The 23,880-nt window shown below is 66.0% G+C and carries 20 protein-coding genes and 1 other RNA gene; 1 reads left to right on the plus strand and 20 read right to left on the minus strand.

Going from position 1 to position 23,880, the window contains the following annotated elements; translation table 11 throughout:
- Positions 1-53: 53 nt before the first annotated feature.
- The 20 genes from AAA969_RS10400 to AAA969_RS10495 all read right to left on the minus strand — a co-directional run bounded on the left by AAA969_RS10400 (position 54) and on the right by AAA969_RS10495 (position 20,101).
- On the minus strand, positions 54-968 hold the full coding sequence (locus AAA969_RS10400) for a D-alanine--D-alanine ligase (RefSeq protein ID WP_338245965.1): 915 nt from the start codon (positions 966-968) through the stop codon (positions 54-56).
- A 50-nt stretch (positions 969-1,018) separates the two neighbouring features.
- Positions 1,019-1,609: a hypothetical protein gene (locus AAA969_RS10405; RefSeq protein WP_338245966.1), complete on the minus strand. Its 591-nt coding sequence runs from the start codon at positions 1,607-1,609 to the stop codon at positions 1,019-1,021.
- Positions 1,602-2,552: a UDP-N-acetylmuramate dehydrogenase gene (murB, locus tag AAA969_RS10410; RefSeq protein WP_338245968.1), complete on the minus strand. Its 951-nt coding sequence runs from the start codon at positions 2,550-2,552 to the stop codon at positions 1,602-1,604. Before murB ends, AAA969_RS10405 begins: the two co-directional genes overlap by 8 nt.
- Positions 2,549-3,955, minus strand: a complete 1,407-nt coding sequence (gene murC / locus AAA969_RS10415; RefSeq protein ID WP_338245970.1) for a UDP-N-acetylmuramate--L-alanine ligase — start codon at positions 3,953-3,955, stop codon at positions 2,549-2,551. The genes murB and murC overlap by 4 nt, the downstream gene beginning before the upstream one ends.
- On the minus strand, positions 3,952-5,058 hold the full coding sequence (murG, locus tag AAA969_RS10420) for an undecaprenyldiphospho-muramoylpentapeptide beta-N-acetylglucosaminyltransferase (RefSeq protein WP_338245972.1): 1,107 nt from the start codon (positions 5,056-5,058) through the stop codon (positions 3,952-3,954). The genes murC and murG overlap by 4 nt, the downstream gene beginning before the upstream one ends.
- Entirely contained in the window at positions 5,055-6,182 is a 1,128-nt protein-coding gene (gene ftsW, locus AAA969_RS10425) for a putative lipid II flippase FtsW (RefSeq protein WP_338245974.1), read from the minus strand. The genes murG and ftsW overlap by 4 nt, the downstream gene beginning before the upstream one ends.
- Positions 6,179-7,603, minus strand: coding sequence for a UDP-N-acetylmuramoyl-L-alanine--D-glutamate ligase (gene murD, locus AAA969_RS10430; RefSeq protein ID WP_338245976.1), 1,425 nt, complete (start codon positions 7,601-7,603; stop codon positions 6,179-6,181). Before murD ends, ftsW begins: the two co-directional genes overlap by 4 nt.
- Before the next feature lie 10 nt (positions 7,604-7,613).
- Positions 7,614-8,717 carry a phospho-N-acetylmuramoyl-pentapeptide-transferase gene (gene mraY / locus AAA969_RS10435; protein ID WP_338245977.1) on the minus strand — a complete coding sequence of 368 codons (1,104 nt, stop codon included), beginning with the start codon at positions 8,715-8,717 and terminating at the stop codon, positions 7,614-7,616.
- Between the two features lie 7 nt (positions 8,718-8,724).
- A complete protein-coding gene (locus tag AAA969_RS10440; RefSeq protein WP_338245980.1) occupies positions 8,725-10,146 on the minus strand; it encodes a UDP-N-acetylmuramoyl-tripeptide--D-alanyl-D-alanine ligase in 1,422 nt (473 codons plus the stop codon).
- Entirely contained in the window at positions 10,139-11,590 is a 1,452-nt protein-coding gene (locus AAA969_RS10445; RefSeq protein WP_338245982.1) for a UDP-N-acetylmuramoyl-L-alanyl-D-glutamate--2,6-diaminopimelate ligase, read from the minus strand. Before AAA969_RS10445 ends, AAA969_RS10440 begins: the two co-directional genes overlap by 8 nt.
- Positions 11,587-13,344: a peptidoglycan D,D-transpeptidase FtsI family protein gene (locus tag AAA969_RS10450; RefSeq protein WP_338245983.1), complete on the minus strand. Its 1,758-nt coding sequence runs from the start codon at positions 13,342-13,344 to the stop codon at positions 11,587-11,589. Before AAA969_RS10450 ends, AAA969_RS10445 begins: the two co-directional genes overlap by 4 nt.
- Positions 13,344-13,727 (minus strand): cell division protein FtsL, encoded by a 384-nt coding sequence (ftsL, locus tag AAA969_RS10455; protein ID WP_338245985.1) that lies wholly within the window; start codon positions 13,725-13,727, stop codon positions 13,344-13,346. Before ftsL ends, AAA969_RS10450 begins: the two co-directional genes overlap by 1 nt.
- Positions 13,724-14,728, minus strand: coding sequence for a 16S rRNA (cytosine(1402)-N(4))-methyltransferase RsmH (gene rsmH / locus AAA969_RS10460; protein WP_338245987.1), 1,005 nt, complete (start codon positions 14,726-14,728; stop codon positions 13,724-13,726). Before rsmH ends, ftsL begins: the two co-directional genes overlap by 4 nt.
- A complete protein-coding gene (locus AAA969_RS10465) occupies positions 14,728-15,186 on the minus strand; it encodes a division/cell wall cluster transcriptional repressor MraZ (protein ID WP_338245989.1) in 459 nt (152 codons plus the stop codon). The genes rsmH and AAA969_RS10465 overlap by 1 nt, the downstream gene beginning before the upstream one ends.
- Before the next feature lie 336 nt (positions 15,187-15,522).
- An RNA gene (gene rnpB, locus AAA969_RS10470) (RNase P RNA component class A) lies at positions 15,523-15,921 on the minus strand.
- A gap of 33 nt (positions 15,922-15,954) precedes the next feature.
- Positions 15,955-16,644 carry an N-acetylmuramoyl-L-alanine amidase gene (locus AAA969_RS10475; protein ID WP_338245991.1) on the minus strand — a complete coding sequence of 230 codons (690 nt, stop codon included), beginning with the start codon at positions 16,642-16,644 and terminating at the stop codon, positions 15,955-15,957.
- Positions 16,641-17,555, minus strand: coding sequence for a DMT family transporter (locus AAA969_RS10480; protein ID WP_338245992.1), 915 nt, complete (start codon positions 17,553-17,555; stop codon positions 16,641-16,643). The genes AAA969_RS10475 and AAA969_RS10480 overlap by 4 nt, the downstream gene beginning before the upstream one ends.
- Before the next feature lie 39 nt (positions 17,556-17,594).
- Positions 17,595-18,854 (minus strand): hypothetical protein, encoded by a 1,260-nt coding sequence (locus AAA969_RS10485; protein ID WP_338245994.1) that lies wholly within the window; start codon positions 18,852-18,854, stop codon positions 17,595-17,597.
- 155 nt (positions 18,855-19,009) lie between these two features.
- Positions 19,010-19,342: a hypothetical protein gene (locus AAA969_RS10490; protein WP_338245996.1), complete on the minus strand. Its 333-nt coding sequence runs from the start codon at positions 19,340-19,342 to the stop codon at positions 19,010-19,012.
- Between the two features lie 57 nt (positions 19,343-19,399).
- A complete protein-coding gene (locus tag AAA969_RS10495; RefSeq protein ID WP_338245997.1) occupies positions 19,400-20,101 on the minus strand; it encodes a molecular chaperone DjiA in 702 nt (233 codons plus the stop codon).
- A 152-nt stretch (positions 20,102-20,253) separates the two neighbouring features.
- On the opposite strand from AAA969_RS10495, the gene AAA969_RS10500 reads away from it, so the two are divergent.
- Positions 20,254-23,832 (plus strand): hydantoinase B/oxoprolinase family protein, encoded by a 3,579-nt coding sequence (locus AAA969_RS10500; RefSeq protein ID WP_338245999.1) that lies wholly within the window; start codon positions 20,254-20,256, stop codon positions 23,830-23,832.
- Positions 23,833-23,880: the final 48 nt, after the last annotated feature.

A 23,880-nucleotide genomic window follows, 5' to 3' on the forward strand; every position in this document is an offset into this window, starting at 1 on the left:
GGCGGACTGGGGTTTGGTCTTGCGACGGACCGCTTTACGCGATCCGGCACGCCTCACCTTCGACACGACGCATTCTCCGCCATCCATGCAACGAGATCCTGAAACGCGATCCCGCAGTACTGCGCCTGTTCTGGCGCTAGTGAAGTTGGAGTCATGCCGGGTTGGGTGTTAATTTCGAGTAACCATAGCGGGGTTTCCGACTCCGTATCGTAACGGAAGTCAGACCGGGTCAGGCCGCGGCATCCCAAGGCCTTGTGCGCCTTGAGGGCCAGGGACATCGCCAGTTCGGCAATGTCGTCGGAAATGGGCGCTGGTAAAATATGATCCGAGCCGCCGGCAGAATACTTCGCTTCATAGTCATAGAAGGTCGTGTTCGGCTTGATCTCGGTGACACAGAGCGCCTTGTCCTCCATGACCGCGACCGTCAGCTCGCGACCGGGGATATAACGCTCGATCAGGATCTCGTCGCCCAGCGCCCAGGCCGTCGACCCCAGCTCGGCCGGCGGACGATTGGCGCCTTCCAGCACGATATGCACGCCGACCGACGAGCCCTGCGCATTCGGCTTGGCGACATAGGGCGGCTTCATCACGTGTGACTTGGCCGCCTCGAAACGGTTGGCGATCACGCCTTCGGGACAGGGTATGCCGGCTGCGCGCAGCACATCCTTGGCCTTCTGCTTGTCCATGGCGAGAGCCGACGCCAACACACCGGAATGGGTATAGGGCTTGCCGAAATGCTCGAGCACACCCTGGACCAGGCCATCCTCGCCCCACTCGCCATGCAGGGCATTGAAGACGATGTCCGGTTCGGCCTCGGCCAGTTGCTGCGACAGGTTCCGGCCCGCATCAATCTCGACGACGTCATAGCCAGCAGCCCGCAACCCCTTGGCGCAGGCCGCGCCGGAGACCAGGGACACATCCCGTTCCGGCGACAATCCGCCGAGAAGAACCGCAACACGCTTGCTCATCACATCATCCTGTCCAACACCGACCGACCGTGGTCCGGCCGGGACTGCCTCTAATTCAGTATCTCGCCGGCCGGCTTGCTCGGCTGGACCACCGGATCGCTCAACGCAATCGCGCTGGCCCCGCTGGCCCGCCCGATGCCGACCAGCTCGATCAAGGCCTCGACCGGCGCCGTACCGAGATCAAGATGCAGGATCTCGTCCTGTAGCGAGGCGGCATGAATAAAGCCGCTGGTCTGGATGCCGGGCGTCACCACAGGCGTGTCCTTCATCAGGCCGAACCAGCGATCAAACCAGCGCGTCACCGCCTCGACATTCCATTTGGCACCCTGCAGCTGGACCACGACCGCATCCCAGCGGAAGGGATGGAGATGGACGTGCACGCCATCGATCGGCCCGTCCCAGGAGCGGAAGGCCAGCATGTCACTGAGGCGAAACTCGCGAAACTCCGGCTTCGGCTGGAGCTGGGTGGCAAAGTCGATACGGTAGAGATTGCGGATCAGCGACTTGTCATGCCGGATCGCGAACGGATGCTCGCTGACGCCTTGCGGGAACAGTTTCAGCATCTCCGGCAGCCATTGCGCATAAGCCTGCACGAACTTCTCGCGGATCGGCTCGATTGCCGGAGCCAGTGGATTAGTCATCGGGGTTACCCCTCTTGCTCTGTGCGCCGGTCGCCCGGCCGATGCGCCGGACTTCCCAGCGCAGATCGATAGCGTGTTGTTCGCGCACCCGCGCCCGCACATCCTCGCCGACCCGTTCCAGGTCCGCGGCGCTGGCCGTGCCGTCATTGATCAGAAAGTTACAGTGCTGCTCAGAAAAATGCGCCCCGCCGACGCGGTAGCCGCGACCGCCGACACTGTCGATCAGCTCCCAGGACTTGCGCTGGTTCGGCGTGCCGGGCGGATCCGGGTTGGCGAAGGTCGAGCCGGACGTCTTCTCGCGGATCGGCTGCGTGCTCTCGCGCCGCGACGTGATCGCATCCATGCGTTCGGTGACCGCCTCGGGCGCATCGGCCCGGCCCTGGAAGACCGCCTCGGTGAAGATCCAGTCCTCCGGTGCCGAGCAATGGCGATAGCTGTAGGCGAGCTCTTCCGGTGTCGCGATGATCCGGCGGCCCATGCGATCCAGCGCTATGGCCTCGACCAGCACATCGGCCGTCTCCTGGTCATAGCAGCCGGCATTCATGCGCAGCGCGCCGCCGATCGTGCCGGGCACACCGACCAGATATTCCAGACCGGCAATCCCGGCCTTGGCGGCGGCCTTGGCGACCATCTTGTCAAGCGCTCCGGCCCCGGCGCGCAGGCGATGCCCGTCCAGCGCCTCGGTCCGGGCGAAAGCGCCGGCGAGACGGATCACGACGCCCGACACCCCGCCATCGCGCACCAGCGTGTTCGACCCGGCACCCAGCACGGTCACCGGTATCTCGTCCGGCGTTTCCGCGAGAAAGCGACACAGATCGGACTCGTCGGCCGGCAGGTAAAGCACATCCGCCGGACCGCCGACGCGCAACCAGATCAGGTCCTTGAGCGGCGCCTGTTCGATATATTTGCCGCGGACGGGCGGGAGTTGGGCGAGCAGGCTCACCCCAACGCCTCCAGCTCGCCCGGAAGCGCATAGGCCCATTGCGTGATGTCGCCGGCACCGAGGCAGACGACGACATCGCCCTCGCCGGCCCGTTTGGCGACATCGGCGGCGACGTTTTCGCGCGTGGTGGCACTGGCATCGCGGTGGCCATGGGCGCCGAGGCTTTCAACCAGATGGGCCTGGTCGGCGCCCTCAATCGGGTCTTCGCCGGCAGTATAGACCGGGGCCACCAGCACGCTGTCGGCATCGTTGAAACAGGTCGAAAAGTCCTCGAACAGGTCGTGCAGGCGCGAATAGCGGTGCGGTTGCATGACCGCGATTACCTTGCCGGTCGCGGCCTGGCGGGCGGCCTTCAGCACGGCGGCGATCTCGACCGGGTGATGGCCGTAATCATCGATGATGGCCGCGCCCTTCCACTCACCCGTCCGGGTGAAGCGACGCTTGACCCCGCCGAACTGGCCGAGCGCCGTCTTGGCACCCTCCTCGGTCAGGCCCAGCTCGCGGGCCGTGGCCAGCGCCGCCACCGCATTGAGCACATTATGCTCGCCCATCATCGGCAGGAAAATATCGGTCCAGACGGTTTCGGCCTGGTCGCGCAGGCGGAAGCGGACATCGAAGGTCGCGCCGCTGGGATCCATCTTGAGATTTTCCAGACGCGCATCGGCCTGCGGGTTCTGGCCATAAGTGATGACACGGCGATCCTCGACGCGGCTGGCCAGCGACTGCACTTCCGGGTGATCGGTGCACAGCACGGCGAACCCGTAAAAGGGCAGGTTCTCGACGAACTGGAAGAAGGCCTGACGCAGGACGTCAAAGGTGCCGTAATGCTCCATGTGCTCCGGATCGATATTGGTGACGATGGCCACCGTCGAGCGCAGCTTGAGGAAGGAGCCGTCGCTCTCGTCCGCCTCGACCGCCATCCAGTCGCCCAGCCCCATCTTGGCATTGGAGCCATAGGCCGAGATGATACCACCATTGATCACCGTGGGATCGACACCCGCCGCATCCATCAGCACCGAGACCAGCGAGGTTGTCGTGGTCTTGCCATGCGTACCGCCGACAGCGACCGCGAATTTCAGACGCATCAGCTCGGCCAGCATCTCGGCCCGGCGCACGACCGGGATCTTGGCGGCGCGAGCCGCAACCAGCTCGGGATTGTCCGGCTTGATCGCCGAGGACACGACGATGGCGCCGGCGCCGGTGACATTCTCGGCCTTGTGGCCGATGGCGACCGTGGCGCCCAGGCCGGTCAGGCGCTCGACATTCGGGTTCGCCTTGATGTCAGAGCCCTGCACCTTGTAGCCGAGATTGAGCATGACTTCGGCAATGCCGGACATGCCGATCCCGCCGATACCGACGAAATGGACAGGGCCGACCTCGAAAGGCAGGGCGGTGAACTTCATGCAAGCGCTCCAGTGACCAGGCCATCGACCGCCCGGGCCAGCGCATCGGCGGCATCGGGACGGCCCAGCGCGCGCGCCGAGGCGGCACGGTCGGCGAGATCGTCAGGGTTGGACAAACGGGTTTCAAGCAGGGTGGCGATCTTTTGCGCGGTGAACTCGCCCTCATGGACGACATCGCAGGCCACCGCCTGGACCAGACCATCGACATTGGCCGACTGGTGGTCATCGGCGGCAATCGCCAGCGGGCAGAAAATCGCCGGACGGCCGACGCCGGCGACTTCGGACACGGTCGAGGCCCCGGCCCGACCGATCACGAGATGGCTGGCGGCATAGAGTGCGCCAACATCCTCGAAGAAGGGTTCGCAACGCGCGGCGATGCCGGCGGCCTGATAGGTATCCCGTGCCATGGGGAGAGATTCCTCGCGGGTCTGTTGGACCACATCAAGGCGAGATCGCAGCTTTTCCGGGATCAGGGCCATCGCCTGCGGCACCGTCTCCGACAGGATCCGCGCGCCCAGCGAGCCGCCCAGCACCAGAATATTGAGGCGACCCTCCGGCGTGATGGCGGGATAACCGGCCGCCCGTGCCTTGATGATCGGGCTCCGGAGCGGATTGCCGGTCAGGATATGCCGACGCTTGGCCTTGGCCGGCAGACGGTCGAGGCGCTCGAAGCCGGATGCGATGAAACCGGCCTTGCTGGCAAACACCCGATTGACCCGGCCGAGCACGGCATTCTGCTCATGGATGGCGAAGGGGATGCCCATCGCCCGGGCCACCGCCAGTGCCGGAAAGGCCGGATAGCCGCCAAAACCGGCGATCACATCGGGCTTCCACTTGCCGACAATGGCGCGCGCCTGGGCAAAGCCCTGGGTCAGCTCGAGCGCCGCCCTGGCCAGCTTGATCGGGTTCCTGGTCGACGGGCTGGCGGCATGGATCTCGTCAACCGCGACGGCCGGGAAGTCGGTCGCATGGCGCAGGCCGCGTGCATCGGTGACCAGGCGCACCTGCCAGCCGCGGGCGATCAGCGCCTCGGCGGCAGCCCGGGCCGGAAACATGTGGCCGCCGGTTCCCCCGGCAGCAATCAGGCAGCGACGCGGTGTCATGCCGCGTAGCGCGGCGTGTAGGCACCGGGGCGGCGGCGCGTGAAGGCCAGCAGGAGACCAGCGCCGAAAGCGAGGGCGAGCATGGATGAACCTCCATAGGAGACGAAGGGCAAGGTCATGCCCTTGGGCGGAATGAGGTTCAAGTTTACGGCGATATTGACCAGGCTTTGCAGTCCGAATTGCAGCGCCAGACCGGCAACGGCCAGCTGGGCGAAGCCATCCTGCAGCCGCATCACCTGCATCCAGGCCCGGGTCACCAGGATCGCAAACAGACCGATGATCGCCAGCGAGGCGATCAGGCCGAATTCCTCCGCCGCGACCGAGAAGATGAAATCGGTATAGGCGTCCGGCAGCAGGTGTTTGACCTCGCCCTCACCCGGCCCGACACCCGCGATGCCGCCACGCGAGATCGCCTCGGTGGCGCGGTCAATCTGATAGGTGTCACCGCTTTCAGGATTGAGGAAACGGTCCACCCGCGAGGCAATGTGCGGGAAGGTGAAATAGGCCAGCGTTGATCCCGATGCGGCCAGACTGCCCAACACCGCCACCCAGAGCCAGGACAGGCCCGAGGCGAAGAAAATGCCCCCGAAGCACAAGGTGAGCAGCACCGTCTGGCCAAAGTCAGGCTGCATCATCAACAGACCGACCGCGACCAGATAGAGGCCGAAGGCGATCAGTTGGCCCGGCACGGGCGCGCCGCGTTTTTCCTCGGAAAACAGCCAGGCTGCCGTGACCAGAAAGGCCGGCTTCAGGAACTCGGACGGCTGCAGCGAGAACGGCCCGACCCGGAGCCAGCGCGTCGCCCCCTTGACCTCATATCCAACCAGCAGGGTCAGGATGAGCAGGACGAAGGCCCCGATCATGGCGACAGCCGCCAGTCGTCGCGCGCCCTTGGGAGAGAGCGCGGAGATGGCCAGCAAGACAATCACGCTCAGACCGGCGAAAACACTCTGGCGAAAGAAGAAGTAAAACGGCTCATCTATGCCCAGACGTTCGGCCGCCGCCGGGCTTGCCGCCATCGAGAGGACGAGACCTGTGGCGATCAGGGCGAGAATGACGAAGAGCAGCGTGCGGTCGATACCGCGCCACCACATGCCGACCGCGCGAGGGACGCTCTGGATCATGCCGGCTCCCCTGCGGCAGCTGGCCCCGAGGCCAGCGCGTTGACCAGCTCACGAAAGCGGTCGCCGCGTGCCTCAAAACTGGTGAACTGGTCGAAAGACGCGGCCGCAGGCGAGAGAAGGACAATCCCGCCGGTCTCGCCGCTGGCCTGCGCATCGCGGGTGGCCGCCGCGATCGCGCCGGCAAGATCACCGCACTGCTCACAGGCGAGCACGCCGTCCAGTTCGGCCGCGAACCCGTCCGCGGCCTCGCCGATCAGATAGGCTTTCTCGACCCGGTGGAATTGCGGCTTGGCAGCGCCCAACCCGCCGGCCTTGGCCCGCCCGCCGACAATCCAGCGAATCCGGTCATAGCAGCCCAGCGCCTGCACGGCGGCTTCCGCATTGGTTGCCTTGGAATCATTGATGTAGGTGATGCCGCCAATCGTCGCCACGCGTTCCTGGCGATGGGCCAGCCCGGGAAAGCTGGCCATGGCCTCGGCAGCGGCCCGTCCCGATACGCCGATCGCCCGCACCGCGGCCAGCGCGGCGGCCGCATTCTGGGCGTTGTGGCGACCCGGCAGCGTGGGAACCCGGCTGAGATCGACGACCGGGTGCGACGCACCGTCGAGCGCGTCATAGACCCGGTCCCCCAGCGCATAGACGCCGTGTGCGAACACCCGTCCGGCCGAAATCGCGATCACTTCGCCCTCACGGCGCGCCTTGCGCAGGGTTGAATAGAAGGCCGAGGTCGGTCCGTCATCGATCCCGACAACCGCGATGCCGCCCGGCTGCTGCATGTCAAACAGGCGCTTCTTGGCCCGGAAATAGCCGTCGAAGTCACCATGCCGGTCGATATGGTCAGGCGTGATGTTGAGAAAAACCGCGACATCACACGCCAGCGTATGGGTCAGGTCCAGCTGGTAAGAGGATAGTTCGAGGACGTAATAGCCGCCGGCCCGTGGCGGCGCCTGGCCAAGAATGGCGTCGCCGATATTGCCTCCGACCACCACATTGCGGCCGGTTGCCCGCAGGATATGGCCGATCAGCGCCGTTGTGGTCGACTTGCCATTGGTGCCGGTGATCCCGATCACCTTGGGCCGACGCTTTTCCGGCAAGGCCGCGAGCGCCATGGCGAACAGCTCGACATCCCCGATCACGGGCGCGCCGACCGCCGTCGCCAGCTCGACCACGCGATGCGGCTTGGGATGGGTCAGCGGAATGCCGGGCGACAGGATCAGGGCGGCGATATCGCCCCAGTCGCGCCGGTTGAGATCATCCAGCGTCAGCCCTTCGGCGACCGCGCGGTCCCGCGAGGCGTCGGAATCATCCCAGCACGAGACCACGGCACCGCCGGCCTCGAGGGCCTTGGCCGTGGTGATGCCGGAGCGTCCCAATCCGAACACAGCCACCCGGCGGCCTTCATAGGCGTGGATCGGGATCATGCATCCGACCCTAGCGCAGCTTCAGTGTGGCGAGACCGATCAGCGCGAGGATGACCGCAATGATCCAGAAGCGGATCACAATTGTCGGCTCGGCCCAGCCCTTCTTCTCGAAATGGTGGTGGATCGGCGCCATGCGGAAGACCCGCTTGCCGAACAGCTTGAAGCTGGCGACCTGGACCATGACCGAGACCAGCTCCAGCACGAAGAGCCCGCCGACAATCGCCAGCACCAGCTCATGCTTGATGGCGACGGCGATGGTGCCAAGGGCACCGCCCAGCGACAGCGAACCGGTATCGCCCATGAAAACCATGGCCGGCGGTGCATTCCACCACAGGAAACCGATTCCGGCCCCGATCAGGGCGCCACAGAAGATCAGGATCTCGCCGGCCCCGGCGGTGTAGTGGACCTGGAGATATTCGGCGAAGTCGACCCGGCCGACGACATAGGCGATCACGCCGAATGTGCCGGCGGCAATCATCACCGGGACAATGGCCAGGCCGTCCAGCCCGTCGGTCATGTTGACCGCATTGCCGGAGCCGACAATCACGATGCAGCCGAAGACGAAGAATAGCGGCCCGATATTGATCATCAGGTCCTTGAAGAAGGGAAAGGCGATCGAGGTCTCGATCCCCGGCTCGACACCGAGCGAGCGGGCGGTATGGGTGGCCCAGACCACCGCAATGAGGGCAATCGCGAACTCGCCGAGCAGTTTGAAACGTCCGCCAAAGCCGGCCGTGGTCTGCTTGGTGACCTTGAGATAATCGTCAATGAACCCGATGACACCGAAACCCGCGGTGACGAAGAGCACGATCCAGACATAGGGATTGGACAGGTCGGCCCAGAGCAGTGTTCCAACCATCACGCCGAGCAGGATCAGGAAACCGCCCATGGTCGGGGTTCCGGCCTTCTCGACCACGTGACGTTCAATGCCCTCGGCCCGGATCGGCTGACCCTTGCCCTGCTTGCGGCGCAACCAGGCGATCATCGGCTTGCCGAAAACAAAGGCGATCAGCATCGCTGTCATCAGCGCGCCGCCGGTGCGGAAGGTGATGTAGCGGAACAGGTTGGCCAGCTGGAAATCGTCAGCGAGGGGCGAGAACAGCAAATAGAGCATGGGCGGATCAGGCCTCCGTCAATCCGAACGCGGTACCATCGACGAGAACCGAGGCAATCTTGTGAAGGCCGGATCCGTTGGAGCCCTTGATGAGCACCACATCCCCTGACCGGACGAGTGATTTGACGTGTTCCAGCGCGCCGGAAGCATCTTGCGCATACCCCGCACGGACGGCGCTCGGCAAGGCATCATGCAGGCACTTCATGCGACGCCCGCAAGTAATGACAGCATCCACACCGGCTTCCGCCAGTGGTTCAGCCAGGTCCGCATGCAAGCGATTTTCATCCGGTCCGAGCTCGAGCATGTCGCCGAGCACGGCGATGCGCCGCCCGGCGCCGGTCGGCCGGGCCGAGGCCAGCGAGGCAATGGCCGCCGCCATCGAGACCGGGTTGGCGTTGTAGGCATCATCCAGCAATGTGAAGTGCCCGCCATCGGGTAGCGCGATCGGGACCGCGCGGCCACGGCCCGGCTCGGCACCAATATCGGAAATGGCCTCCGCCACGTTACGGGCGTCGAGACCCGCTCCGGCCGCCGCCGCGAAAATGGCACCGGCATTCCAGGCCCAGTGCTCGCCGGTCGCGGCCATCCGGAACGGCGCCCGAATGCCGAGCACATTGGCAACACCGCGCGACCCCTCCAGACCGGTCTCGAACGACTCGATCCGCACAGCGGCCGTCGCTGCCCGACCGAAGTCGAGCATGAAGGCCGCGCAGGAATGCCTGGCGTGACGAGCGAGGCGATCCGCCAGCGGATCATCGGACGGGTAGATGGCGACGCCATCCTGTTCCAGCCCCTCGTAAATTTCCGACTTGGCATCAGCGATGGCTTCAATCGAACCCAGATTCTCCAGATGCGCCGGGGCAATCCGGGTGATCATGGCGACATGCGGGCGTACCAGGGAGGACAGGTCGCGGATCTCGCCGGCATGGTTCATGCCGAGTTCGAACACGGCTCGCCGCGTGCCCTGCGGCATCCGCGACAGGGTCAGCGGCACGCCCCAGTGATTATTGTAGGACTTCACACTCCAGTGCGCCGGACCGGCAGCCCGGAATACCGCGGCGATGGCTTCCTTGACGCTGGTCTTGCCAACACTGCCGGTCACGGCAACCCGGATGGCGTCCGAGCGATCACGCGCGGCTGTTCCCAGCGCCCGCAATGCGATCAGCGCATCCTTGACCTGCAGGGCCGGCTCGATGCCGTCGACACCATGCTCGACGAGGCAGGCCGCCGCCCCTTTTGCAATCGCCTGACCAACGAATTCATGGCCGTCGCGGACATCCTGCAGCGCGACGAAGAGATCGCCCGGCTCCAGGGTACGGGTATCAATCGAGACACCGGTCGCCGTCCAGCCCGGCTTGCCGAGCAACATGCCGCCGGTGGCCGCCATCGCCTGGCGACCGGTCCACAGGGCAGGCTTCTTGTCAGACACGGGCAGCCTCCCTCTCCGCGAGTGCCTGACGGCCCTGTTCGCGGTCATCAAACGGATGCACGACATCGCCGACCGTCTGACCGGTCTCGTGGCCCTTGCCGGCGATCAAAAGGCAGTCGCCGGCGCGCAGCATTGCCACGCCATGACGGATGGCCTCGGCCCGGTCGGCAATCTCCTCGGCCTGCGGACAGCCCTTCAGGATCGCCTGACGGATCAGGGCCGGATCTTCCGAGCGCGGATTGTCGTCGGTGACAATGATGTGGTCGGCCTGGTTGGCGGCGATCACGCCCATCTTGGAGCGCTTCGACGCGTCACGGTCGCCGCCGCAGCCAAAGATCACGATGACCCGGCCACGCGTGTGCGGGCGGGCCGCGCGCAAAAGCTTGTCGAGACCATCCGGCGTATGCGCGTAATCAACGAGGACCGGTGCCTTGTCAGCCGTTTCACCGACCTTCTCGAGCCGTCCGGGGACGCCGCCCAGTGTTTTCAGGCTGGCCAGCACACTCGCCTCCGCGACACCATCGGCCAATGCAATGGCGGCCGCGCCGAGCGCGTTGAGGATCTGGAACTCACCGACCAGCGGAATGTCGAGCGCGTGATCCGTGCCGCGCCAGGAGAAGACCACGCTCTGGCTGGCCGCGCGCGGTGTGATCTCGCGGATGGTCAGGTCACGACCGCGCCAGCCGAGGGTCAGAACCTCGAGACCCCGCGCGCGAGCGGCGTCGGCCATCTTGCCACCCCACTCGCTGTCGACATTGATCACAGCCCGGCCGGTCACCGGGAGACGCTCGGTAAAGAGCTTTAGTTTGGACGCGAAGTAATCCGCGAAATCCGGGTGATAATCGAGGTGATCCTGGGTCAGGTTGGTGAAGGCACCGACCTGCAGCCTGACCCCGTCCATGCGGTGCTGCTTGAGACCGTGGCTGGAGGCTTCCATGGCCAGATGCGTGACCCCCTCGCCGGCCAGGCGATCCAGCGCCGCCTGCAGGGCGACGGCGTCCGGCGTGGTGTAGCCCGTCACTTCGACATTGTCGCCACGGGTCACGCCGAGCGTGCCGAGACAGGCCGCCTCAAGCCCCGCTCCGGCCCAGATCTGACGCAGGAACTCGACCGTCGAGCTTTTGCCATTGGTGCCGGTGATGGCGACGATATGCCCGGGCTGGCGCGGATGGAAGCGCGCCGCCATGCGCGCCAGAAGGGCGGCCGGCTCGTCGACGACGATAACGGGCACCGGCGCCTCGACCGGCGCATCGGTAAGGATGACAGCCGCACCATTGGCCAGTGCCTTGGGGATGAAATCGCGCCCGTGCACCTTCACGCCGGGCAAGGCGGCAAACACGAAACCGGGCTCGACCTTGCGACTGTCCAGCGTCAACCCGCGCACGGTCAGGTCAGCGTCATCGATCGCCAGGCCTTCATCAAGCAGCAGGTCAGCAAGGGTCACGGGATCATCTCCGGCATCAGGGCAGCACGAACCAGGGCGGCGCGACCGACCGGATCTTCATTCGACCGTTCGACGCCAAGAATGGGGGCGATCCGCGCCACGATCTCGCCAACCGCCGGCGCCGCGACCCGGCCACCGGTCGGGCGCAGATAGGTCGGCTCGGGCATTTGCGGCTCGTCGAGCAGGACGAGGATTGCGTATTGCGGATCATTGGCCGGGAAAATGGCCGAGAATGAGGAGATCAGGCGGCTGGTGTCATAGCCGCCGCGCGACGGCTTGTCGGCGGTGCCGGTCTTGCCGGCAACCTGAAAGCCGATGGCCTCGGCATTGCCGCCGGTTCCACCGACCACGTTTTCGCGCATCAGGGCGAGCACGTCGCGGGCAACATCCGAGCGCATGACCCGTTCGCCGAGGATGGTCTCGTCGGCGGCGACAGGCAGCAGGGTCGGCGGCACATAGACACCGTCATTGGCGATCGCGGCGAAGGCGGCAATCGTCGCGATCGGACTGACCGCGATGCCGTGTCCATAGGAGATCGTCACGGTCTCGGTCGGACCCCAATTGCGCGGCAGCAGCGGGTCGGCGCTTTCGGCCAGCTCGATCGGCGCCCGCTCGAGCAGGCGCAGATCGCCCAGAAACCCGCGCTGGGCCTCGGCACCGACTTCCAGCGCCATGTGACCGGAGCCGATATTGGAGGAGTGGGTGAAGATCTCCGGCACGGTGAGCCAGCGCTCCTCGCCATGATAATCATTGATCTCGAAACCGCCGACGGCGAGCGGCGCGCGCGCGTCATAGCGGCTTTCCAGCGTCGCGGTCCGTTCTTCCAGCGCCACCGCGACGGTGAAGGCCTTGAAGGTCGAACCCATCTCGTAGACCGACTGGGCGGCACGGTTGAGACGCTCGCCCGGGCTGGCATCGGAGGGCCGGTTGGGATCGAAATCGGGCAATGACACCATGCCGAGGATTTCGCCGGTGCGCACATTCATGACGATACCGGTTGCGGCCAGCGCGCGGTACTCCGCCATCGCGGCGCGCAGCACCTCATCGATATGGAATTGCACGGCCATGTCGATCGACAGGGCGACCGGACGACCATCGCCGGACATCAGCGCGCTGTCGAAGGCACGCTCGGCGCCAGCCAGCCCGTCCATGTCACGATTGGTATAGCCAACCACGTGTGAGGCCAGCCGCCCACGCGGATAGACCCGATGCGGTTCGGAGCGAAACTCGAGACCGGGCAGACCGAGTGCGAAAACGGCCTGGCGCTGGCGGGGCGTGAGATTACGGCGCACCCAGACAAAGCGGCGACGCGAGTCCAGGGTTTCGGTCAGCGCCTCGACATCAATATCCGGCAGGACCGTCGCCAGCATTTCAGCGGTTTCGGCGGCATCCCAGACCAGGGCCGGGTCGGCATAGAGAGAGTGGGTTTCCAGCGTCGTGGCCAGGACCTGGCCGGTGCGATCGAACAGGTCGCCGCGGGTCTGGTTCGCCGCCACCTGGCGGGCTGGCGAAGCGGCATCAGCGGGACCGGTCACAGCCACTTCGACCGCACGCCCGGCCAGGATCGCGAAGCCGAGGGCCAGCGACAGCCCCATCACGCGCAGCCGTCCGCGCGAGGCTTCCATCGAGCGGGTCTCGTCGCTTTCGATCCGGAGCAGGCGGGACATGTCGGCGGGCGCCGCCTCGGCAAGGGGTGGCGGGGCCAGGGTGCGCGCCTCGGCCGATACCTGCTTGCGGAACGGCCACAGACGCATCAGTCCGGACCTCCCACCTGGGTCGGTTCGGCCATCGCGAGGGCGCCTTCATCCTGGCGAACAAGCTGGCCGTCCCGGCGCATGCCGGTCGGATCGGGACGGGTGTCGGCGAGCAACGGCAAATCGCTCAATGCGACCTCCCGCGAGGGATCCAGCGGCTCGAATCCGAGATAGCGCCGGGCCAGGGCGCGCAAGCGCTCCGGATCTTCCAGATGGGCAATCTCGACATTGAGCACATTGATCTGGCGGCGCTCCTCGGCGAGCTGGGACTGAATATCCTCAAGGCGTTCCTGCGAGCTCTTCGCCTCGGCCTTGGCGATATAAAGCGCGACCGCCAGGGCGACGGCGACAACGAACGCAATCGCATTAAGCGTGCGGATCATAGCGCGGCCTCCAGACGGGCAAGCGAAACAATACTCGTATGAAGCGCCGGACTGTCGGACCAGGCCGGAGCTTCGGTTCTGATGGCGGCGCGCAACTTGGCCGACCGGGAGCGCGGGTTCTCCGCCGCCTCGCCCGCGCTGGCCGCCACGGCGCGGCGGGTCAGCAGCGAGAAGCTCGGCGCCGGACCGGTCTCGAGAACCGGCTCGTGACGCGAACCACCACCCCCTGCGAGGCCGGCACGGCTGCGCAGGAAGGTCTTGACCATGCGATCTTCCAGTGAATGGAAGGTAACCACGACCAGCCGCCCCATCGGCGCCAGCAGTTGCTCGGCCGCCTCCAGCGCGCGGGCCAGCTCGCCGAGCTCGTCATTGACGAAAATGCGCAGCGCCTGGAAGACTTTTGTGGCCGGGTGAATCTTGGAATGTTTTCCGCCGGTTGCCCGGGTGACGATATCGGCCAGGCGATCTGTCGTCTCGATTTTCGCCTCGGCACGCGCCGTGCAGATGAATTTCGCGATGCGGCGCGAGCGGCGCTCTTCGCCATAGACATAAAATATGTCTGCCAGCTCGGCTTCCTTGAGGCGGTTCACGGCATCGGCCGCCGTCGGCCCGTCAGCCGCCATGCGCATGTCCAGCGGCCCCTTGCGCATGAAGGAGAAACCGCGCTCGGCCTGATCGATCTGCATCGAGGAGACACCGATATCGAGGACGATCCCGTCAACCTGGTCGATCCCGCGCGACGCCAGCACCTCGCCCATCGCCGAGAACGGCGCTTCGGCGAAAGCGAAACGGCCACCGGAGGCCTGGACGAGCTGGGTCGCGGCTGGCTGGACGGCCGGGTCTCGATCGATCCCGATCAGCTTGCAGTCCGCCGCCGACAGGATACCGCGCGAATAGCCGCCGGCGCCGAAGGTGCCGTCAATATACAAGGCCCCGCCGCGCGGCTCGAGCGCATGCAGGACCTCATCCAGCATCACCGGAATGTGTGGCGACGCGCTCATCACGCGCCTCCCGGGCGCGGCGGCAACTTGAGCGACTTCTTGTTGTCGCGGGCGAAATTGCGGGCATTGGCCTTGCGCTCAGCGAGCCGCTCCGGATCCCAGATCTCGAAACGGGCGCCCAGACCCACAAAGGCCGCCTTGCCGGTCAGGCCGGCATGCTCGATCAGGTCCTTCGGCAGGGTAACCCGGCCGGTGCCGTCAAAGCCGAGACCGCGGGTATCACCGAAGATCGTCTGCTCGAAAGCGGCCCGGGCGTCATCATAGGGATCCATCTCTTCCAGAAGCGCCAGATAGCGATCGAGCAGGGCCTGACCGCCGCCTTCCAGATAGCCGCCCTCGAAGGACGGCCAGACATAGATTTTTTCGTCGGGATCGTTCTTGACGACCGCGCGGAAGCCGGCGGGAACGGAAACCCGCCCCTTCGCATCCACGCCATTGATCGTCGTCGACAAAAACACGCCGGAAACCCCCAAGCCCACAAGACCCGTCTCTCATGGTTAATGATGGGATAACATGGGATTTGGTGGGAAACAATGACGAAAGACCCGTTTTTCATGGACTGACGGGCCTTTTGAAGTATTCGAATATGAGGAAAAGAAGAACAGGAAGGGAACATTAAGTTAATATCCACAGGCCCGAGACCGGTCGAACCACGCCTCCCGCGAAATCTGTCGAAAAATCGGGATTGTTTCCAAATCAGCACGAACGGTCGCTTCGCGAGACTGCAACGCCCTTGGCCGCATCCGGCCGCAGCCGACAGCGGACCGGCGCAAATGTCTTGGGAATGGGGAAAAGTGATCAGGCGGCCTGTAAGCCGGGTCCTGTCCCCCGGATCAGATCCGGAGCGACGGTCATTCATCTGCGATCGTGCTTGCGCACGACCTGGTGCGACCTACCCGGACAGCATGCGGAGGCGCATGTGCAGCCCGAAAGCTGCGGCCTGTCCCTATTCGGTCTTGCTCCAGGTGGGGCTTGCCTAGCCCCCTTCCTTGCGGTCGGGGCGGTGCGCTCTTACCGCACCGTTTCACCCTTACCCGCCGTCGCCGAAGCTCGGGCGGGCGGTCTATTCTCTGCTGCGCTTTCCCTGGGGTCACCCCCGCCGGACGTTATCCGGCACCTTGCCTCCGTGGAGCCCGGACTTTCCTCGACAACACCGTTTCCGGCCCAGTTGTCGCGACCGCCCAGCCACCTGATCGCGATCTAGATCGTCCAGACGAGGCGGGGCGTCAAGCGCTTCCAGCCTCTGCGTCGCCCCGGCAGGCAATGGCCGCGATCAGCGCACGGGTTTCCTCGTCGAGAACGCCATCGACCCGCGCCGGACGCCAGCGCCGCTGGAAAGCGGTGAGAACGGCGTCCATCCCCGCCTCGAGATCATAACCGATCCGCCCCAGCCCCTCGGCCGGGTCAATGTTCGACGGCGCCGGTTCCGGCATGGCCAGCGCACACCCGGCCGCCGCCAGCGTCTCCCAGGGGAAGTGCTCACCCGGGTCGTCCTTGCGTCCCGGCGCGACATCGGAATGGCCGATCACCTGATGCGCTGCCAAGCCATGCCGGGCCATCAGCTCGCGGACCAGGGCGATCACGCTGTCGATCTGCAGCGCCGGATAGGCCGGCAGACCATAGTCATGGCCGCCATTGACGATCTCGATCCCGATCGAGAGCGAGTTGATGTCACGCGCGCCCTGCCAGCTCGCGACCCCGGCATGCCAGGCCCGCTTGTCATCACCGACGAGCTGAAGGATGCGACCATCCTCCTCGACGACATAATGGCTGCTGACCTCGGCCCGCGGATCACGCAGCCGCGCGACGGCAGCGGCACCGCTTTCCATGCCGGTATAGTGCAGCAGGATGAGACTGATGGGCGCCCGGCGATCATTGAAATTGGGCGACGGCGCGGCAACCACGTCGAGGGTCACAGGGTCTTCTCCCGCGCCAGTGCGGCGGCCGGCAGCTTCTTGTTCTGGCGCAGCGCGATAATGCCGACACCGACGAGGGTCAGCCCGCCGCCGACAAACAGGCGCCAGCCCATCGGATCGCCGGTCAACAGGATGCCCGAGACCACACCGACCAGCGGTGCGAGGAGGGTAATCGGCGCGATCAGTGTCGCGTCATAGCGCTGCAAGAGATTGTAGAACACGCCATGGCCGAAAATATTGACCAGCACGACGGTGACCATGAGCGCCAGCCCGAAAGCCCAGCCGCCGGAGACGACGCCGGCCATCTGGTCATGCTCGAAGGTCAGCGAAAGCAGCAGGAGCGGCGGCCAGGAGATCAGGCCGATCCAGGCCTGCATGCGGATCGAGTCCATCGGCAGGCGCTTGACCAGGATCATCCCCAGCGAGGCGACAAAGGCCGCACCGATGCCGAGCAGCATGCCGAGCGACATGTCGGTCTCACCGGGATGGACGATCACCAGCATCACACCGGCAAAGGCCAGCGTCATGCCGAGGATGCGCGGCAGGCCGACGGTCTCCTTGAGGAAGATGACCGAGAGGATGGTGGCGAACGGCACGCCCATCTGCACGGCAATCGCCATGCCCGACGGCGTCGCCCAGCGCATCCCCATGAACAGCAGTACGTATTGCAGCGCGCCCATGCACAGTGCGACCCCGATCATCGTCTTGATATCGGTCGGCCGCGGCCTCAGCCATGGCGCCAGGAAGGCGTAGAGCAGGGCAAAGCGCAGGAAGGCAAAGAAGATCGGCGGCACACCGTCAAAGCCGGGCACCCAGCCCGGTGAGCCGGTCACGGCGAATTTTGCGACGACGAAGTTGAAACCCCAGACAACGCAAACCGCTACGAGAAGGAGGAAATCCTTGAGACGCATGCGTCACTCTTGGACGCCTCGCACTCGGCTCGCAAGCCCTTATTCCGAATGGCCGAAATGCGCGTCGAGGAATTCGAGGAAGGCGTCCCAGTCGGACGGCTGCACGCCGTGCAGACCGCGCCGCATGAAAACCGCGATATCAGCCTCGGCGTCGAACCCGGCGAGCCGGGCCTGGCGCAAGCCTTGCGACCCGTAGAGCTGATAGACCGGATTGGCGCCCTGTGCGGCCCGGAAACTGCCCTGCGGGTCCGACCAGGCATCGCGCCAGCCACCACTGATCAGAAGCGGACGCGGCGCCATCAGGGCGATCAGCTGGTGTTGATCGAGCGGGATTTTGTCCTCGCGATCAGCGTAGCCGGCATAGGTTTCGTTGAACCAATAAGGATAGGCCCCGGTGATCTGGGCGACGCTCTCGCCGTCGAGGCTGCGGGTCAGCGTGGTTCCGCCGGTGCCGCCCTGGTGGGCCAGGACGAGATCAATCCGGGTATCGAATGCCGCCGCCACAAGGGCAGACTTGGCATTGCGCGAATGCCCCCACACCGCCATGCGGTCGCGATCAAAGCGGGGATCGCTCTCCAGCGCGTCGACGGCGCGGGCATAGCCCCAGGCCCAGGCGATAATCGCGCCGGTTCCGGTCGCAGTTGCTGTACCCGCTTCGCTATCCGGCATCAGCCTGTCGAGCGCGGGCGCGGCGCCGGCCGCATTGTCCGGCACGATATCGCCCGGATGAAGGAAGGCCAGCGCGTAGCCCCGATCGAGAATTTCGCCGATCGGCGGCTCGGCAATATAGCGTCCGAAGATCGCCGTCATCAGGTAACCCTGCCAGCCGGAGGTCTGGCCACATTCCCGGGCCGACGCATTGACCGGCGGTGACAGGTCTTCCCGGCCGCCCAGCGCGGTACGGGTACCGCAGAAGGTCTGCAGGATGATGACGGGCGCGGGGCCGTCGGCGTTTTCCGGCAGGATGACGACGAGATGGGCAAGCCCCCGACCGAGATCGAGATCCCATTCCTCCAGCCGGCCGCGGCCGTCAAAGGCCCCCTCTTCGATCACCCGGCGTTCGGTGACGGTGGCGGGATCGTCGCCCGGCCAGGCGCCATAGACCTGCTCTTCAAAGCGCGCGAGGAGATCGGCCCGTCCGGCTTCCCAGCTCTCGCGGCTCAGCCCTGTCGTCCCGATCGCCGGACGCGCCGGAGGGCCGGCGGTCTCGGTCGGCACGCGCGGCAGCACCATCGACACGCAGCCGACGAGCATCATCGGCAGGGTGATACCGATCAGGAAGAACGCCGCGCGGATCACGGGCAGGACACAGGGTCAGAGATCGTCATGCAGGCAGCTTATCGGGCACAGCCGCTTGTCCCAATCACATTTAGCTGAGCCAGCCGCCGAGACGGCCAGGTCGCAAGCCTTGCAAGGCGTCCGAGGTGCGGCAATGAGACCGTTGGTCCGGGGCTTCAGCGCGAAGACGGCCCGACGCCATCAACGGTCCAGCCTTCCGGTCCACGCGTCGCGACGAGGATTTCCGGCCCTTGCGCGTCACTATTGCGCGTCCGGGACGAGCGGGCCGAGGCGGTCGAGCCGCCACGAAGCTTGCGCCAGACCCAGAAGCCGGCGGCGGCGAGCACCGCGATACCGGCCACAACGAGGAAGGCGGCGGTCAGCATGGCCGCGAGGAAAATCACCAGTCCGACCACGGCCAGCGCGATCAGTGCCGCGAGCACATCGCGAACGACCCGGCTGGCGCGTCCGGAGAAACCAGATGAAAAAGTCTGTCGAGCGTCCGTCATGAACTACTTTCCGTCTTCGCCCCGCTGATGCGTATGTTGGCATCAATGCACCAAAGGTCAATTGGTGAGGGGTGCGACCAAACCTCGTTGGCTCAGGATTTCCCCGTAAGCCGCATTGATTGCTGCCATTTTCTCATCGGCAAGACGCTGGATCTCGAGCGGCGCGCCGCGCGCAATCAGTCGATCGGGGTGATTCTGCGAGGCGATCCGGCGATAGGCCTTGCGCAGATCCGCATCCGAGATCCCGGCATCAATGCCCAGAATGACGTAGGGGTCGCCATCCTCCGGCTCGACATGGCCGGCGAGGATGCGGCGAAACTCGGTCTCCGAGAAGCCGAAGATATCGGCGACCCGTTCCAGATAGCCCATCTCGTCCGGCGTGATCATGCCGTCCGCCTTGGCGACGTGGAAGAGCCCGTCGAGCACGTCTTCCAGAATGGCCGGATAGCCGCGAAAGCGGCGCGCCAGGCGGCGGGCATAGCCATCAAAGCCGAGCGTCGTCTGCATGGCGAGTTCGAAGGCGCGATCGAGGGCTTCACGCCCCTCGGGCGGTGGCTTGAAGACTTCGTAGAAGGCGCGGATCTCGCTGCGCGACACCTGGCCGTCAGCCCTGGCCATCTTGGCGCCCAACCCGATCAGCGCCATGGCGAAATCGGCGTCATTGACCCGGTGCGCCGCTGCACGGTCATCGCATCCTTCACAATCGAGGAAGTTGTCGCGGCCGCTGAGGCGGTCTGCCAGATTTCGCCAGAATCCCATTTGCGTCACCTTCCGGCCGTCCATGTAGGGGTCGCACACGCGGTGCGCGAGGGGGCCGGACCGATCTCCAACAGTTCACAACCAGCTTAAGCCGGTTGCACCCGGCCATGCCATGCTTAACCTCCGCAGCAACAGCAGACGGGGTCGCAGGCATGAGTGAGCGCGGACGCGAGGCGTGGGAATTCTGGATCGACCGGGGCGGCACTTTCACCGATATAATCGGCCGCCGCCCTGATGGTCGCCTGCAAGCCCTCAAACTGCTGTCGGAAAGCCCGGACTATCCCGACGCCGCCACCGAGGGCGTCCGCCGCCTGTCGGCCGGCGAACCGGTCAGCGCGGTCAAGATGGGCACCACGGTCGCAACCAATGCCCTGCTGGAACGCAAGGGCGCGCCGACCCTCTTCCTGGTGACGCGGGGCTTCGAGGACCTGCTGGTCATTGGCGACCAGACCCGTCCCGACATCTTTGCCCTCGACCTGGCCCGCCCGCGCCCGCTCTATGACCGGGTTGTCGGGGTCGAGGAACGGCTCGACGCGGAAGGCACCATCCTGCGACCGCTCGACGAGGTGGCCGCCCGGACCGCCCTTGCCGACGCCCGCAAGGCGGGTCTGACCACGGTCGCGATCGCCCTGATGCATGCCTATGGCAATGACGTTCACGAGGCCCGACTGGAGGCGCTCGCCCGCGAGGCCGGCTTTGAAACCGTGATCCGCTCGTCGGTCGCCTCGCCCCTGGTCAAGATCGGGCCACGCGCCTCGACCACCGTGCTCGATGCCTATCTCACCCCGGTCCTGCACGACTATGTCAGCCGCGTTGATCGCGGACTGGAGGGGACACCGCTCTTCTTCATGCAGTCCTCCGGCGGGCTCGCCCCGGCGGCCGCCTTCCACGCCCGCGACGCGGTGCTGTCCGGCCCGGCCGGCGGTGTTGTGGGCATGGCCAAGACGGCAAGGCAGGCCGGTCATGCCAAGGTGATCGGCTTCGACATGGGCGGCACCTCGACCGATGTCTCGCGCTATGATGGCGAGCAGTATGACCGCGTCCAGGAGACACTGGTCGCCGGACACCGGCTGCGCGCGCCGATGATGGCCGTGCACACCGTCGCCGCCGGGGGCGGTTCGATCCTCACCTTTGACGGCGAGCGCGCCCGTGTCGGACCGGACAGTGCCGGTGCGATGCCGGGTCCGGCCGGCTATGGCCGCGGCGGACCGGCGGCGGTGACCGACGCCAATATCGTCCTCGGCCGGGTCCAGCCCGACTGGTTCCCGCATGTCTTCGGCGAAAGCTCGGACCAGCCGCTGGATGTCGTCGCCTCGCGCGCCGCCCTGAGCGATCTCGCTGACGCCATGGGTCTGGACAGTGCCGAGGCTGCCGCCGAGGGCTTCCTCGCGGTTGCCATCGAGAGCATGGCGCAGGCAATCAAGCAGATCTCGATCGGCCAGGGCGTCAACCCGTCCGGCTATGCGCTGTCCGCCTTCGGCGGCGCCGGTGCCCAGCACGCCTGCCGCGTCGCCGATGCCCTTGGCATGACCACGGTGCTGATCCACCCTTATGGCGGGCTCCTGTCAGCCCTGGGGATCGGCCTCGCGGAGATTCGCGAGACCCGCATGGCGGCGGTCGAGGCCGCGTTCGAGCCTGGCTATGACACGGCCTGCAAGCTGGCCGAACGGCTGGCGCAGGAGGCGCGTGACGCCCTCGCCGACCAGGACCTGCCGCGCGAGGCGATCCGGGTCAGCCGCGAATGGCGACTGAAGGTCGCCGGCTCCGACACCTCGATCCCGGTGTCCGAGGGTACCTCCGCGCAGATGGAGGAAGCCTTCAGCGCCGCACATCGGCGCCTGTTCGGCTTCATGCCCGATGGCGGACTGATCATCGAATCGGTGACCGCCGAGGCCGAGTGCGCCCCGCCCGGCTCCGGCGACTGGAGCATCGAGATGCCGGCCCCGACCGCCGGCGCGCCGCGGCCGAGTGAGACCGCTGCAATGTTTGATGGCGGGCAATGGCACGACGTTCCGGTCTCGACCCTGGACCAGTTCGGTCCGGGTAGCCGGCAGGACGGACCGGCCCTGATCATGGATCCCAATGCAACCATCGTGGTTGATCGCGGCTGGGCGGCGAGCCGGCTGGATGACGGCACGCTGTGCCTGAAACGGGCCGTCGCCGCGGACGGCGCCGGCGGCGGCACCGAGCTCGACCCGATCCGGCTGGAACTCTTCAACAAGCGTTTCATGTCGGTCGCCGAGCAGATGGGCGTCGCCCTCGAGCGCACCGCCCACTCGGTCAATATCAAGGAGCGGCTCGACTTTTCCTGCGCCGTGTTTGACGCCGAAGGTGGCCTCGTCGCCAATGCACCGCACATGCCGGTCCATCTCGGCTCCATGTCAGCCTCGGTCCGCGCGGCCGCCGACGCCCATCCCGATCTCGGACCCGGCGACGCGGTGGCGGTCAACGCGCCCTATGACGGCGGCACCCACCTGCCCGACATCACCCTGGTGACACCGGTCCATGATCCGGACACCGGGACACGGATCTTCTACGTTGCGGCACGCGGCCACCATGCCGATGTCGGTGGAATCGCACCGGGTTCGATGCCGCCCTTCTCAACCTCGATCGAGGAGGAGGGCGTCCAGTTCCGCAATGTGAAAGTGATGGAGAAGGGCCGCTTCCTCGACGAGGTCGTCATCGGCGTGCTGACTTCGGGCACGCATCCGGCCCGCAAGCCATCACAGAATATCGCCGACATGAAGGCCCAGCTGGCCGCCTGCGCCAAGGGCGCGGACGAGCTGCACCGACTGGTCGCGGACAACGGGCTGGCGGTCGTGAAAGCCTATATGGGCCACGTCCAGGACAATGCCGAACGCGCCGTACGCCGGGTCATCGACGCCCTGTCGGACGGATCGCACACGGTGAAGCTGGATGACGGCGCCGAAATCTGCGTCGCCATCCGGGTCGATCGAGAGGCCCGCTCAGCGATTGTCGACTTCACCGGGACAGCGCCGCAGCGCGCCAGCAATTTCAACGCCCCGGCCTCGGTCGCCCGGGCGGCGGTGCTGTATGTCTTCCGCTGCCTGGTGGGCGATGCCATCCCGCTCAATGAGGGCTGTCTCAAACCGATAGAGCTGATCCTGCCGGAAGGCTGCCTGCTCAACCCGCAATCCCCCGCCGCCGTGGTCGCCGGCAATGTCGAGACCAGCCAGCTGGTCGTTGATGCGCTGTTCGGGGCGACCGGGCGGCTGGCGGCCAGCCAGGGCACGATGAACAATCTCACTTTCGGCAATGACCGGCATCAGTATTACGAGACCATCTGCGGCGGCTCCGGGGCCGGGATTGATGCCGACGGTGAGACCTTCGCCGGGACCAGCGCCATCCACACCCACATGACCAATTCACGGATGACTGATCCGGAAGTCCTCGAGCGGCGCTTCCCGGTTCGGGTCGAGCACCACCGGATCCGACCGGATTCCGGCGGCGCCGGCGCGGCGCGCGGCGGCGATGGCTCGATCCGGCGGATGACCTTCCTCGAAGGCATGGAGGTCGCCCTGCTCTCCTCGCGGCGCATCGAGCACCCGTTCGGACTGGCCGGTGGTGCCGAGGCGGCAAGCGGAGCGCAGCGCCACATCAAGTCGGACGGCACCGTCGAGGCCCTGCCCGGCCTGTTCCGGATCGATGTCGAACCCGGCGAGGCGGTCGAGATCGAGACACCGGGCGGTGGCGGCTACGGCAAGGCCTGACGTCAAGCCGGACGGCTCGACCTGACGCTGCACCATGACCCGGGAGGT

Origin of the sequence: Maricaulis maris (genome assembly GCF_036322705.1) — a bacterium.
In the GTDB taxonomy this organism is placed as follows: Bacteria; Pseudomonadota; Alphaproteobacteria; order Caulobacterales; family Maricaulaceae; genus Maricaulis; species Maricaulis maris_B.

What these genes read in the sequence shown, in the direction of transcription:
- AAA969_RS10400 (WP_338245965.1), bottom strand. Translation starts at nt 968, where the DNA reads ATGAGCAAGCGTGTTGCGGTTCTTCTCGGCGGATTGTCGCCGGAACGG.
- AAA969_RS10405 (WP_338245966.1), bottom strand. Translation starts at nt 1,609, where the DNA reads ATGACTAATCCACTGGCTCCGGCAATCGAGCCGATCCGCGAGAAGTTC.
- murC (WP_338245970.1), bottom strand. Translation starts at nt 3,955, where the DNA reads ATGAAGTTCACCGCCCTGCCTTTCGAGGTCGGCCCTGTCCATTTCGTC.
- murG (WP_338245972.1), bottom strand. Translation starts at nt 5,058, where the DNA reads ATGACACCGCGTCGCTGCCTGATTGCTGCCGGGGGAACCGGCGGCCAC.
- ftsW (WP_338245974.1), bottom strand. Translation starts at nt 6,182, where the DNA reads ATGATCCAGAGCGTCCCTCGCGCGGTCGGCATGTGGTGGCGCGGTATC.
- murD (WP_338245976.1), bottom strand. Translation starts at nt 7,603, where the DNA reads ATGATCCCGATCCACGCCTATGAAGGCCGCCGGGTGGCTGTGTTCGGA.
- mraY (WP_338245977.1), bottom strand. Translation starts at nt 8,717, where the DNA reads ATGCTCTATTTGCTGTTCTCGCCCCTCGCTGACGATTTCCAGCTGGCC.
- AAA969_RS10450 (WP_338245983.1), bottom strand. Translation starts at nt 13,344, where the DNA reads ATGCGTCTGTGGCCGTTCCGCAAGCAGGTATCGGCCGAGGCGCGCACC.
- ftsL (WP_338245985.1), bottom strand. Translation starts at nt 13,727, where the DNA reads ATGATCCGCACGCTTAATGCGATTGCGTTCGTTGTCGCCGTCGCCCTG.
- rsmH (WP_338245987.1), bottom strand. Translation starts at nt 14,728, where the DNA reads ATGAGCGCGTCGCCACACATTCCGGTGATGCTGGATGAGGTCCTGCAT.
- AAA969_RS10480 (WP_338245992.1), bottom strand. Translation starts at nt 17,555, where the DNA reads ATGCGTCTCAAGGATTTCCTCCTTCTCGTAGCGGTTTGCGTTGTCTGG.
- AAA969_RS10490 (WP_338245996.1), bottom strand. Translation starts at nt 19,342, where the DNA reads ATGACGGACGCTCGACAGACTTTTTCATCTGGTTTCTCCGGACGCGCC.
- AAA969_RS10495 (WP_338245997.1), bottom strand. Translation starts at nt 20,101, where the DNA reads ATGGGATTCTGGCGAAATCTGGCAGACCGCCTCAGCGGCCGCGACAAC.
- AAA969_RS10500 (WP_338245999.1), top strand. Translation starts at nt 20,254, where the DNA reads ATGAGTGAGCGCGGACGCGAGGCGTGGGAATTCTGGATCGACCGGGGC.